This window comes from Pseudoalteromonas sp. 2CM32C (assembly GCF_023161925.1).
Classification (GTDB): domain Bacteria; phylum Pseudomonadota; class Gammaproteobacteria; order Enterobacterales; family Alteromonadaceae; genus Pseudoalteromonas; species Pseudoalteromonas marina.
Genome location: NZ_JALNTI010000003.1, coordinates 357603 through 371322, shown reverse-complemented (window position 1 = coordinate 371322; position 13720 = coordinate 357603). Strand labels below are relative to the sequence as shown.

The 13720-nt window shown below is 40.9% G+C and carries 11 protein-coding genes; 5 read left to right on the top strand and 6 right to left on the bottom strand.

Going from position 1 to position 13720, the window contains the following annotated elements:
- Nucleotides 1–7 precede the first annotated feature (7 nt).
- The 3 genes from dnaE to lpxB are packed head-to-tail and all read right to left on the bottom strand — an operon-like array spanning nt 8 to nt 5251.
- A complete protein-coding gene (dnaE, locus tag MTF67_RS08680; RefSeq protein WP_248519279.1) occupies nt 8–3499 on the bottom strand; it encodes a DNA polymerase III subunit alpha in 3492 nt (1163 codons plus the stop codon).
- A complete protein-coding gene (rnhB, locus tag MTF67_RS08675) occupies nt 3499–4104 on the bottom strand; it encodes a ribonuclease HII (protein WP_010557170.1) in 606 nt (201 codons plus the stop codon). The genes dnaE and rnhB overlap by 1 nt, the downstream gene beginning before the upstream one ends.
- On the bottom strand, nt 4094–5251 hold the full coding sequence (lpxB, locus tag MTF67_RS08670) for a lipid-A-disaccharide synthase (RefSeq protein WP_248519278.1): 1158 nt from the start codon (nt 5249–5251) through the stop codon (nt 4094–4096). Before lpxB ends, rnhB begins: the two co-directional genes overlap by 11 nt.
- Before the next feature lie 299 nt (nt 5252–5550).
- On the opposite strand from lpxB, the gene MTF67_RS08665 reads away from it, so the two are divergent.
- Genes MTF67_RS08665 through cydC form a run of 5 tightly spaced genes read left to right on the top strand, consistent with a single transcriptional unit; the run spans nt 5551 to nt 11956 of the window.
- A complete protein-coding gene (locus tag MTF67_RS08665; protein WP_006793618.1) occupies nt 5551–7125 on the top strand; it encodes a cytochrome ubiquinol oxidase subunit I in 1575 nt (524 codons plus the stop codon).
- A 2-nt stretch (nt 7126–7127) separates the two neighbouring features.
- A complete protein-coding gene (gene cydB / locus MTF67_RS08660; protein WP_039038116.1) occupies nt 7128–8267 on the top strand; it encodes a cytochrome d ubiquinol oxidase subunit II in 1140 nt (379 codons plus the stop codon).
- A 12-nt stretch (nt 8268–8279) separates the two neighbouring features.
- Nucleotides 8280–8444, top strand: a complete 165-nt coding sequence (gene cydX, locus MTF67_RS08655) for a cytochrome bd-I oxidase subunit CydX (RefSeq protein WP_006793620.1) — start codon at nt 8280–8282, stop codon at nt 8442–8444.
- On the top strand, nt 8434–10221 hold the full coding sequence (gene cydD, locus MTF67_RS08650; RefSeq protein WP_248519277.1) for a thiol reductant ABC exporter subunit CydD: 1788 nt from the start codon (nt 8434–8436) through the stop codon (nt 10219–10221). Before cydX ends, cydD begins: the two co-directional genes overlap by 11 nt.
- On the top strand, nt 10214–11956 hold the full coding sequence (gene cydC / locus MTF67_RS08645) for a thiol reductant ABC exporter subunit CydC (RefSeq protein WP_248519276.1): 1743 nt from the start codon (nt 10214–10216) through the stop codon (nt 11954–11956). Before cydD ends, cydC begins: the two co-directional genes overlap by 8 nt.
- Here the strand turns inward: cydC and MTF67_RS08640 are convergent.
- The 3 genes from MTF67_RS08640 to fabZ all read right to left on the bottom strand — a co-directional run bounded on the left by MTF67_RS08640 (nt 11939) and on the right by fabZ (nt 13695).
- Complete coding sequence (locus tag MTF67_RS08640; protein ID WP_006793623.1) at nt 11939–12331, bottom strand: septal ring lytic transglycosylase RlpA family protein; 393 nt, start codon at nt 12329–12331, stop codon at nt 11939–11941. The two genes, cydC and MTF67_RS08640, sit on opposite strands and share 18 nt — an antisense overlap.
- 138 nt (nt 12332–12469) lie before the next feature.
- Complete coding sequence (lpxA, locus tag MTF67_RS08635; protein ID WP_248519275.1) at nt 12470–13240, bottom strand: acyl-ACP--UDP-N-acetylglucosamine O-acyltransferase; 771 nt, start codon at nt 13238–13240, stop codon at nt 12470–12472.
- Between the two features lie 2 nt (nt 13241–13242).
- Complete coding sequence (gene fabZ, locus MTF67_RS08630; protein ID WP_006793625.1) at nt 13243–13695, bottom strand: 3-hydroxyacyl-ACP dehydratase FabZ; 453 nt, start codon at nt 13693–13695, stop codon at nt 13243–13245.
- Between the last annotated feature and the right edge of the window lie 25 nt (nt 13696–13720).

Sequence of the window (13720 nt, the reverse complement as noted above, 5' to 3'; positions counted from 1 at the left end):
TACCTAATCAGTTAAATTCTAGTTCTACATCTTGTGCCGCCATGAGTGATAACTTGTGAATCAAGTCGTCGCTCGGCGTGACACACCATTCGATCCCTAGGGTTAATTGCGCCAACGCATCTGGGCGTTGGTAATAAACCTTGATCGGACACGTTCCCATTTTATAAGGTTCGAGTACTTTTTGTAATTTATCGAAGAAACCTGCCTCGATTTGCACCATGTTCAGCGTCATTTTAATCGCTTTAATACGTTTTTCACGCGCTTGAGCAATGGTGTTTATTTCTCTGGCGGTCATTGTAATGCCACCGGAGAAGTTATCAAAGCTGACCTGTCCAGATATTACCAAGATATTGTTAACTTGAAGCATTTCTTGGTACATTTCAAACTGTTCTGGGAACAAGCGTACATCAATACGGGCGCTCTTGTCATCTAAAGTTATTAAGCCCCAACGGTTGCCTTTTTTATTAATTAAGGTCCGCGCTGAAATAACTAGACCAGCGGCAGTAGAGAGTACATCACGATTAGTTGGTTGTAAATCCACCAGCTTTCCGCTGGTGTAATACCTAAGTTCCTTGCGATACTGATTTATCGGATGCCCAGTTAAATAAAGGCCTAGGGTATCTTTTTCACCTTCAAGCCATTCATTGTCGGTCAGGCCCGTGGCCTTAATAAAGGCTTGCTCTACTTCGTCTGGCTCAGTAGCCAATAAACCAAATAAATCGCTTTGTCCAAGTTGCTCTGCCTTGTTGTGCTGATCGGCCGCGCGCATAGCGTCTTTTAAACTTGCCAGTAATGTTGCACGCCCTGCTTGGGTTTTCTCTGGCCCAAGCTTATCAAGTGCACCAGCATAAATTAATTTTTCGGTGACACGTTTATTTAGGCGTTTTAAGTCAACGCGAGCACAAAAATCAAATAAATCCTTAAACGGGCCGCCCTTTGCGCGCGCTTCTAAAATAGCGTCTACTGGCGCTTCACCTACACCTTTAATTGCGCCAATACCATAAACAATTTCGCCTTGCAGGTTTACCGTAAACTTAAATTCACCGGCGTTTACATCGGGCGGTAATAAGGTAAGTTTCATGTTTTCACATTCATCTACCAAAATTACTATTTTGTCGGTGTTATCCATATCGGCCGACATTACCGCAGCCATAAACTCAGCTGGGTGGTGCGTTTTCATCCACAAGGTTTGGTACGAAACCAGTGCATACGCTGCTGAGTGAGATTTATTAAAACCATAACCTGCGAATTTTTCTACCAAGTCGAAGATTTTTATCGCCAGTTCGCCATCAATACCATTATTACGCGCGCCATCTTCAAACGTTGAACGCTGCTTTGCCATTTCTTCAGGTTTTTTCTTACCCATAGCACGGCGTAACATATCTGCACCACCCAGCGTATAGCCTGCGAGTACCTGCGCTATTTGCATTACTTGTTCTTGATACAAAATAATGCCGTAAGTAGGATCGAGTATTGGTTTTAAGCTTTCGTGTTGGTACTGTGCATCTGGGTATGAAATTTCCTCTCTACCCAGTTTTCGGTCGATAAAGTTATCTACCATGCCTGATTGCAATGGACCTGGGCGGAACAAGGCTACTAATGCAATCATATCTTCAAAGCAATCGGGCTTAAGGCGGCGTACTAAATCTTTCATGCCGCGCGATTCTAGCTGAAACACCGCGGTTGTTTCGGCGCGCAGTAATAGCTCTATGCTTTTTTTATCATCCAGTGGAATAGTGTTGATATCAACAGGGTCTTTGCCTTCGCGCTGCATACGCACGTTGGTCATATCCACTGCCCACTGCAAAATGGTCAAGGTACGTAAACCCAAGAAATCGAACTTAACAAGGCCCGCGGTTTCTACGTCGTTTTTATCAAACTGTGTTACCGGAAATTTACCTTCATCGTCACAATAAAGTGCAGCAAAGTCGGTAATGGTGGTCGGCGATATTACAACACCACCGGCATGTTTACCGGCATTACGCGTACACCCTTCTAGAATGCGACACATATCGATTAAATCTTTTACCTCTGAGTCACCATCGTAGGCTTCTTGCAAACGCGGCTCTACTTCAAAGGCTTTGGCAAGGGTCATCCCCGGATCGCCTGGGATCAGTTTAGAAATACGATCAACAAAACCATAAGGATGACCAAGTACACGACCTACATCGCGTATTACCGCTTTTGCAGCCATAGTACCAAAGGTAATAATTTGTGATACCGCATCACGGCCATACAACGCCGATACGTGATCGATTACTTCGTCGCGCCTGTCCATACAAAAATCGACGTCGAAATCGGGCATTGATACACGTTCAGGGTTCAAAAATCGCTCAAAAAGCAAGTCAAATTCCAGCGGATCGAGGTCGGTAATTTTAAGTGCGTATGCTACTAATGAACCCGCACCCGAGCCTCGCCCTGGACCTACCGGTATATTGTTATCTTTACTCCACTGAATAAACTCCATTACGATTAAGAAGTAACCCGGAAAACCCATTTGGTTGATTACGCCAAGCTCTACGGCTAAACGTTCATCGTATTCAACACGTTTTACTTTTCTATCTTCTTCGTCAGGGAACAAAAACTGGAGTCGTTCTTCAAGGCCATCTTCTGACACTTTAACCAAAAACTCATCAATATTAAGAGAGCCTGTTGGATAATCTGGTAAAAAGTATTCGCCTAACTTTACAGTCACATTACAGCGTTTAGCTATTTCTACCGTATTTTGCAGTGCTTCAGGTATATCGCTAAATAGCTCAGCCATTTGCTCTGGCGTTTTTAGGTATTGTTCTTCTGAGAAACGTTTTGGACGGCGTTTGTCATCAAGTGTGTAGCCATCAAATATAGCTACACGGATTTCGTGCGCTTCAAAATTTTCAGGTTTTAGAAATACCACTTCGTTGGTTGCAACAACGGGCAGCTGCTCTTTAGCTGCAAGCTCTACCGCCATGTGCAGGTAGTCTTCTTCAAGCGGGCGGTTAGTTCGTACAAGCTCTAAATAGTAATGATCGCTAAAGTGCTGCTTGTAAAAGCTAATTACGCTTTCTATAACGCCCGGATTATTTTTTAATAATGCTTTACCTAAATCACCGTCTTTTGCGCCCGAGAGAATAATTAATCCTTCTTTATGATTAGCTAACCATTCTCTGTCAATTACTGGACGATGAAATACATGACCACGCTGATACGCCTCAGAAATTAATAGCGTTATATTTTTATAACCCACATTATTTTTAGCTAAAATTGTAATGCGACATGGCTCATCCGGAAATTCAGGGCTGCGCAGCCAAAAGTCAGCACCCACAATCGGCTTTATACCGGCATTATGGGTCGCGCCATAAAAGCGTACTAATCCACAAAAGTTCATTTGGTCGGTAATAGCAATCGCGGGCATTTCTAGCTCTTGCGCCTTAGCGACTATTGGCTTGGTTTTAGCTAAGCCATCAACCATCGAAAAGTCTGAGTGGACCCTTAAATGTACAAAATCAGGTGCTGCCATTATTTTGCCTCGCCTTTCGCTTGCATAAGTACACGCTGCACGGGTTTAAAACTTTTACGATGTTCATCTATTGCGCCGTACTGCTCAAGTGCTGCAAAGTGCGCTTTAGTTGGGTAACCTTTATGCCCTGCAAACCCGTATTGCGGGTGGCGTTTATCAAGTTCAAGCATTTCATCATCACGCGCTACTTTGGCTAAAATAGAGGCTGCTGATATTTCGGCAACCAGGCTATCGCCTTTAACAACCGCTTGAGCAGGCATAGTGAGTTTTGGTAAACGGTTACCATCTATAAATACAAACTCAGGCTGTGTGCTTAACCCTTCCACAGCGCGGCTCATAGCAAGCATGGTCGCGTGTAAAATGTTTAAGTCATCAATTTCTGATGGACTACAACGGCCATAGGCATAACATAATGCGTTTTCTTTTATCTCGGTGGCTAATGCTTGGCGCTTTTTGTCTGTTAATTTTTTAGAGTCGGCTAGACCCGCTATTGGTTTAGTTGGGTCAAGTATTACTGCTGCGGTAACAACATCGCCAACAAGCGGGCCTCGCCCTACTTCATCAACACCGGCAATTAAGGTTACATTGGGTCGTTCAATTTGCATGTATTAACTCCGCTACGGCATTGGCTGCTTGCTCGCTGGCATTTAATCTAATGTTTTCATGAATTTCTAAAAAACGTGCTTTTAATTGTCTATTGTCTGTTTCTAGCATTGGGGTAAGTGCTTGAGTTAAGTTTTTAACATTACAGTCGCTTTGTAAAAATTCAGGCACTAATTCTTCATCAGCCAATAAATTTGGCAACGAAAAATATTTAATGTTAAAGGTAAACAGGGTTTTAAAAATCCAGTAGCTTAATGGTTTTATTTTATACCCAACAACCATTGGCTTTTTATACAGCATGCCTTCGAGTGTGGCGGTGCCAGACGCAAGTAAAATGGCATCTGCCGCTTGCATTGCTAATTTAGATTGCCCATCTAGCAAGCTAATATTAAGACTAGGCGCTGTGGCATTTAAAATATCAGTAAACTGCGCTTTGCGCTTTTCGTTGACCAGTGGAACCACAATTTTAAGGTCTGGGTTTTGAGCTTGAAGTTGCTGCGCTGTTTTTATATAGGTTTCACTCAGTAAGCCCACTTCAGAGCCTCGGCTACCTGGCAATAATGCCAGTACTTTGTCATGAAGACTTAAACCTAGTTTTGCACGTGCTTGGCTATCGTCGTGCTCAAGCGCTATGTCGTCTGCTAATGTGTGCCCTACAAACGTACACGGTACTTGGTGTTTGTCGTAAAATTCTTTTTCAAACGGCAATAATGCAAGCACTAAGTTAGTAGCTGCGCTAATAGTATGAATACGCTTTTCTCGCCATGCCCAAACTGAAGGGCTTACGTATTGAACTGTTTTAATGCCTGCATCTTTTAATGATTTTTCAACGCGTAGATTAAAATCAGGAGCGTCTATTCCTATAAATACATCGGGTGGGTTATCTATAAAATGTTGAACCAATTGTTTACGAATTTTCAGTAAACGCGGTAAACGCCCAAGTACTTCAACCAAGCCCATCACAGACAGCTCATCCATGTCGTATAGAGTTTTACAACCTTGAGCTTGCATTTTTGGTCCTGCAATACCCTCAAAGATGGCATCTGGAAAATATACTTTTAATGCTTTTATTAGGCCTTCGCCTAAAATATCGCCCGACAGTTCGCCTGCCACTATACCTATTCGTAGTTGTTTTTTTTCTTTCGTCATTTGCTTTTTAGTTCATATTTTAATCGGGCGTCATGAGTTTAGTTTACCGCGTTTTGGTATGCGTTTAAACGCTTTAAATAACTCGTTTTTTAACTGTAAATATAATCTCTATTGTTGTTTATTTTTAATACTGATGTAGCATATAAATTATATATTAAGTTTTACTAATATATATTGACAAGTATTGTGCAATTGTGAATAATATTGCAAACTTTCAGTAATTACTGAAAGTTCATTCAATCATTAACTCTGCCAATAACTCATTGCCCAGTTAATCCGTCACATTCAAGGAGCATAAAATGATAGATGAAACCTTTGTGGATCTATCGCGACTACAGTTTGCTGTTACCGCACTCTTTCACTTCATATTTGTACCGTTAACAATAGGTATGACTTGGATCTTAGTTATTATGGAATCAGTTTATGTTATGACTGGTCGCGAAATTTATCGTGATATGACTAAGTTTTGGGGTAAGTTATTTGGTATTAACTTTGCCATTGGTGTTGCCACAGGCCTCACTATGGAGTTTGAATTTGGCACTAACTGGTCTTATTACTCACATTATGTGGGTGATGTATTTGGTGCCCCTCTGGCTATTGAAGGGTTAATGGCATTCTTTTTAGAATCAACTTTTGTGGGTATGTTCTTCTTAGGATGGGATAGACTTTCTAAACGTCAACATTTAGGCGCTACCTTTTTAATGGCACTGGGTACAAACTTATCAGCATTATGGATATTAATTGCTAATGGTTGGATGCAAAACCCAGTAGGTGCTGAATTTAACTACCAAACTATGCGAATGGAAATGACCAGCTTTGCAGAGCTGGTATTTAACCCTGTTGCACAGGTTAAGTTTATTCACACGGTATCTGCAGGCTATGTCGCCGCGTCTATGTTTGTTTTAGGTATAAGTAGTTGGTACATACTAAAAGGTCGCGATTTAGCATTTGCTAAACGTTCATTTTCAGTGGCTTCAGGGTTTGGTTTAGCCTCAATTTTATGTGTTATTTTACTTGGTGATGAATCAGGCTATGAAGTAGGCGAAATTCAAAAAGTAAAATTAGCAACTATTGAAGCCGAGTGGCACACAGAAGAAGCGCCCGCTGCGTTTACTGCATTTGGTTTTCCTGACTCTGAAGAGCAAGTAACCCATGCAGCTGTAAAAATACCCTATGCACTGGGCATTATTGCTACACGCTCACTTGACGAAAAAGTTACGGGTATTTCTGATTTAGAGAAGAAGCATGAAATACGTATTCGTAACGGCATGATTGCCTATGGTTATCTCACTAAACTAAGAAACGGCGAAGATACGCCTGAAAACATTGCTAAATTTGACGCAGTAAAAGATGACTTAGGCTACGGTTTGTTGCTTAAACGATATACATCTGATGTTGTTGATGCCACAGAAGAGCAAATTCAAAAAGCAGTGAAAGATTCATTCCCAAAAGTAGGCCCTATGTTTTGGTCGTTTAGGATTATGGTTGCCTGTGGTGTCGCTATGCTTGCTGTGTTTGTATTAGCATTTTACTACAATGCACACCGTATTATTGAGCAAAAACGCTGGTTACTTTGGGCTACAGTGTTAAGTATTCCATTGCCATGGATTGCAATTGAATTTGGCTGGATCGTTGCAGAATATGGACGCCAACCTTGGGCTATTTCTGAAATACTACCGACTTTTTTAGCAACGTCGTCATTAACGGTCAATGACATTTTGATTAGCTTAACGGGTTTCATCATTTTTTACACTGGCCTTGCCATTGTTGAAGGTTGGTTAATGATTCACTTTATTAAAAAAGGCCCTAGCTCATTACATACTGGTAAATACCATTTTGAGCTGCCAAACAACACACAAGCAAAAGGAGAATAATCATGATTTTTGATTATGAAACATTAAAAATGTTGTGGTGGTTGATCATTGGTGTGCTTTTAATCGGCTTTGCAATTACCGATGGTATGGATATGGGGGTTGCTATGCTCCTTCGCCTAGTTGGTAAAACAGATTTAGAACGACGCACTGTAATCAATACAATTGGCGCACACTGGGATGGTAACCAAGTTTGGTTTATCACCGCAGGCGGAGCATTATTTGCGGCTTGGCCAATGGTGTATGCAGCCGCTTTTTCGGGGTTTTACTTTGCCATGATGCTGGTGTTATTTGCACTCTTTTTTAGACCTCTTGGTTTTGATTACCGCTCTAAAATTGATTCTAAGCGCTGGCGTAATAACTGGGATTGGGGATTATTTGCAGGTAGTGCAATTCCGGCTTTAGTATTTGGTGTAGCATTTGGTAACTTGTTTTTAGGTGTACCATTCAATATTGATAATTTATTACGTGTAAGTTACCAAGGTTCGTTTTTTGGCTTGTTAAACCCGTTTGCACTGCTCGCTGGCTTAATTAGTATAGCTATGCTTATTGCACATGCAGGTATGTGGTTACAACTTCGCACAGCAGATGCGGTTGCAGAACGTTCTGGCCAATACGGACGTTATGCATTGATTGCATTTATTGTTTTATTTGCCGCGGCTGGAGTTTGGGTGGCTAATTTGAATGGCTACCAAATTGTGTCTATGGGCGATACTCAAGGCCATGCTGATCCGCTCGCTAAAGTAGTTAACACAGCAAAAGGCGCTTGGCTAAATAATTACACTGAGCGTACATGGACAGTAACCTTTCCTGTTCTAGCGTTTGCCATGGCACTAAGTGCATTAGTATTTTCAAAGCTCAATAAACCAGCGTTAGGGCTTATTTCGACTGCACTTATGTTAGTAGGTGTCATTATGACGGCGGGCGTTTCATTATTCCCATTTATTATGCCATCAATTAACAACCCAAATATTAGCTTAACAATTTGGGATGCCGTTTCGAGCCATAAAACGCTTAACATTATGCTTGTAGCCGTGGCCATTTTTGTACCATTAATTTTAGCCTACACCACGTGGTGTTATGTAAAAATGTGGCGCAGAGTAACCGTAGAAGAAATTGAAACTAACACTCACGGCAGCTACTAAGGAGACTGAACTATGTGGTATTTTGCTTGGATTTTAGGTGTACTTTTAGCCTGTACCTTAGGGGTAATAAATGTAATGTGGTATGAATTTCATCAAAATAAAAACAGCATTGCTGATGATGAACAACCGATGCATGATTTATTAAACGAGGCTAACTCGACCAACAATGACGACTAACCCCCGACCAAATCGCGCGCAGCAACAAACACTGCGCGCTTTTTTAAAAACACAAAGTAAACCCGCCTCATTATGGTTAAAGCTCAGTATTGCACTGGGTACTTTTAACGCTATTTTAATGATTGCTGGGGCATATTTACTTGCTCAGGCTATTCATAACGTAATGTTTGAAGGTAGTAGCTTAAGTGAAGTCACTCACTTGCTGTGGCCATTAGCAGGTATTGTTTTGCTTCGCGCTACTTTTTTAGCGCTAAGTGAAAGGCTAAGTGCTTTTGCTGCCCTTAAAATAAAGTCGGCTATGCGCCATACACTGTTAACTAAATTAAGCTTGCTGGGCCCTAGTTATATTGAGCAACACGGTCAAGGTGCAACCTTAAATACATTGCACAATGGTGTAGAAGAACTTCACGACTATTACGCTAAATACCTGCCTGGTGTTGCTTACAGTGCACTTATTCCACTAGCTATCTTGGTTGTTATTTTTCCGACCGATTACAAAGCGGGATTAATATTTTTATTAACGGCTCCGCTTATTCCTTTTTTTATGATTTTAGTTGGATCAAAAGCAGAAGCGTTAAATCAAAAGCGTTGGCAACAACTTGCTGTTCTTGGTAATTACTTTTTTGACAGAGTACAGGGATTAACCCAGCTAAAATTATTTAATGCCACGCAAACCGAATTAAAACAAATAGCTAAAATTTCTGATGACTTTAGGCATACCACGCTAGGCGTGTTAAAAATTGCGTTTTTATCGTCTTTTACCTTAGAATTTTTAGCCACAATCAGTGTGGCTTTAGTGGCTGTAATTATTGGTTTTAGGCTTTTTTTTGGCACACTTGATTTTTCTACTGGCTTTGTTGTGCTGCTTTTAGCTCCCGAGTTTTATTTACCGCTTCGTCAATTAGGAAGCCATTATCATGCTCGCTTGCAAGGTATTAGCGCCGCTGCTGACATGGTGACTATTTTAAATGCCCCCTTACCCTATCAAGATACTGAACTAGTTAACAATACAACCGAATACACCACGTCTGATACTATTGATTCAATAAACATTAAAAATTTAACCTACATTTACCCTGACAGTAACGAAGGCATTCACGATGTCACCTTAAGCCTACCAAAAAAAGGCTTGGTGGCAGTTGTGGGTAACAGTGGCTCAGGGAAAAGTACTTTATTTGATTGCCTGCTGGGTTTTCACCCCCAAGTAATACCTTGTATTTATATTAACGGATTGCCATTAGCAGCAAACGATATTACCCAACTACAGAATCAAGTTGCGTGGATACCACAAAACCCAACACTATTTTTCGATAGCATTGGCGCTAATATAAAATTAGCCAAACCAGACGCATCACAGCAAGAGCTAGAGCAAGCAGCGCAACAAGCAGGCGCCCTTGAGTTTATAAATACCCTACCCTCTGGGTTTGATACGTTAATAGGAGAGCAAGGTGAAGGACTCTCTGGAGGGCAAAAGCAACGTATTGCACTTGCTCGGGCATTTTTAAAAAACTCCCCTATATTAATGCTTGATGAGCCAACAGCGCACCTTGATAGCCAAACAGAGCAACACATTCAACACGCCATTAATATGTACGCTAAAAACAATTTAGTACTGGTAATCGCACACAGATTAAACACTGTAAAACACGCCGACAATATTATTGTAATGGACCAGGGTAAGGTCACTGAGCAAGGTAGCTTTGAAAAACTAAGCACTCAACATGGCATGTTTTATAATTTGCTAAATGCCGCTAAGCAAGGAGGTTCCGATGAGTAACTTTATTAGATTGATAAAGCTCTGCCGCCCTCATTATAAAGCCATGCTACTGGGTACGCTGTTAGCAACAATTACGGTGCTTGCGAACGTTGGCCTACTGGCTATTTCAGGCTGGTTTTTAGCATCTATGGCAGCTGCAGGTATTGCTGGCGTGCAAATGAACTATTTTACACCCGCTGGCACAATACGTTTTTTAGCTATCGTAAGAACGGCTTCTCGTTATGCTGAGCGCTTAGTTACTCATAATGCGACTTTTTTATTGTTGAGTGAAATTCGCGTAAATATGTTTGCAACACTCAGTAAGCTCAACAATGTTGATTTAGCCATGAGCCGCAGCGCTGATTTACTGAATCGACTACAGAACGATGTTGACGCACTCGATAAATTTTATTTGAACGTGTTAATGCCCATGATGGTTGCTTTGTTAAGCGTGCCAATCATTTTGCTTTTCATGTCTGCTTATAATGCAAATGTAGCACTCATTTGCTTTATGGGAATTTTATTAATTGGCGTTGTCATACCTGCGCTTTTAAGTGCTTCACTTACAAAAAATAGTCACAAAGAAACACACCTTAGTGCACAGTTACGGGCCGAATTATCAGATACCTTAACAGGCCTCAGAGAGCTTAGTATTTATCAAGCCCGTACTGAGCAGTTAAATAAGTGCGATAAATTAAACGAGCAGTACAACCAACAATTATTTGTTCGTCATAAGGCGTTAGCAAATGCAGATGGACTGACTCTATTAATAGTACAAATGGCCATGTTAGCTAGCATAGTGACGATAGCCCCATTGGTTTATACTAATTCCATGGTTAACGTAGAACTTGCCATGTTAACGCTTTTTGTATTAGCAAGCTTTGAAAGCGTATTACTTCTGCCCAATGCATTTATAGAGCTGCCTAATGTACTAAAAGCCGCAGAGCGGTTATTTACCCTCCAAGATAAAGCATCTAATCAGAGCAATCATCGTAGCGCTTTAATTGATACTCAGTTTGATAAAAATAATATTGCGCTAACGCTTAATAACATTAGCTATAAATACGATGAGCATAACGCATTAACTAATGTCAGTTTTATGCTTAAATCGCGGCAAAAAGTAGCCATTGTAGGTCGAAGCGGGAGCGGTAAAACCACCTTAGTTAATTTGCTAACCGGTTTATGGCCACTTCAGCAAGGTAGTATTACATTGGGTGACCAAAATAGCTCTCAAGATCTACACTCACTTAGCAGTGACAGCCGAGCAAACGTTATAAATATATTAGCGCAGCAACATCATATTTTTGATGGCACATTAAGTGAAAACTTGCGTTATGCAAAGCCAAGCGCTACAAAAGAAGAAATGCTTGAAGCCATTAACCTCGCACAGCTAGAGCCTTGGTTTAATGAGTTACGAGAAGGTTTAAAAACACGTTTAGGCACAGGCGGCAGAAGCGTATCCCAAGGGCAATCAAGGCGTATAGCGATTGCGCAGGCTTTATTACAAAACCCCGCTATTTTAGTACTTGATGAACCCACTGAAGGGCTAGATAACCAATCTAAGCAAACCGTAATGAACGCCATTATGCACGGAATGAGTGACGCAAGCGTACTCACAATTACCCACGACCCTGCTCTTCTAGCGCAAATGGATAACATTATTTGGCTAGAAAATGGCAACCTTGTAGCGCAAGGTAGCCACAAAGAGCTTAGCGAAAAACATCAGGAATATGTGTCGCTAACCACCCGTTTTTAATACGCTGATTGAGACATCAATAACGCCGACTTTAGGGTCGGCTATTTTTTTAAACATACCTAACGATAGATCAATAACACGCCCTCTAACGTACGGGCCCCTATCGTTTATTCTTACGATTACCGATTTATTGTTAGCTAAGTTAGTTACCTTTACCTTAGTACCAAAATCAAACTCTAAATGTGCAGCAGTGGCAGCGTTTTGATTAAAGGTTTCGCCATTTGCCGTTGTACGGCCATGGTATTTATTAGCGTAATAAGAAGCTTTCCCTAACTGAGTACGCTCACCATTAGCTGTGGTAACGACAGGTTGGCTACTACACGCAGCCAAGATAGACAAAAAACTGAGGGGTAAAATTAACTTCGTAAGAGACATAGCTGTGCTTTAAATATAGTAAATTTGCGCAAAGGTTAACCTTGCCTCGCTGAGTGCATACTGAATTAAAATATTTTAAAGGCGATAAAAAACCACCGTCGATTTCTCTAAGGTGGTTTATTTAAAAACAAAAAGTGCTTATCTTACGATCCCGCGCTCAGAGCTTTTAACAAAATCTATCATAGTTTGTACTGCAGGGTATTTAGCCGCATCTTCACTTAGTGATTCAATTGCTTCATCAACACCTAAACTCTTACGATAAAACGCTTTATACGCTCGGCGAACGGCCATTATTTCATCGCTTTCAAAGCCTCGGCGTTTCATGCCTTCTTTATTGATTGCAGCAGGACCTGCTGGCATACCAATCGTGGTCACAAATGGTGGAACATCTTTGTTAACGCCAGAGTACATGCCAATAAACGCATGTGCCCCTATTTTACAAAATTGATGAACCCCTGAATTACCACCTAAAATAACCCAATCAGCAACATGAACATGGCCTGCAACACTGGCATTATTAGCAAAAATTACGTTATCGCCTATCACTGCGTCATGTGCCACGTGGGTATAAGCCATAAATAAGTTATTACTACCAATTTTTGTTACGCCTTGGTCTTGAATGGTACCACGGTGAATGGTTGCACACTCACGGATAACATTATTGTCACCAATGATTAATGTAGTGGGTTCGTTGTTGTATTTTTTGTCTTGGCAAGCTTCACCGACAGACGCAAATTGAAAAATATGATTTCCAGAACCAATGGTAGACGGTCCTTTAACAACAACGTGAGATTCAATAATACAGTTATCACCGATAACAACATCATTGCCTATATAACTATATGGACCAACTGAGACATTGTTGCCTAGTATAGCGCCAGGTTCGATTATTGCTGTAGAATGGATCACTATTAAAACTCTCTTCTCGCACACATAATTTCGGCACTACATACTACTTTGCCGTCAACTTTAGCTTCAGCAGCAAACTTCCATATATTGCGGCGCTCTTTTAAAAACTCTACATGCAAATGCAATGTATCACCAGGCACAACCGGTTGCTTAAAACGAGCGTTGTCTACTGCTGCAAATAAGTAAAGCTCGTCTTCGCTGCGATTTTCAACTGTTTTAAAACCAAGAAGACCTGTAGCTTGTGCCATAGCTTCTAATATTAGCACACCAGGGAAAATAGGCTGGTTTGGAAAATGGCCAGTAAAAATAGGCTCATTTATAGATACATTTTTAATGGCATGCAATGTCTTACCCGGAGTAAAATCAATAACACGATCAATTAAAAGCATCGGGTAACGGTGTGGTAATAAAGCTAAGATTTCTTGAATATCAAGGCTATTTAATTCGTTTGCCAAAATAGCATCCTTTTATGTGTTCAAC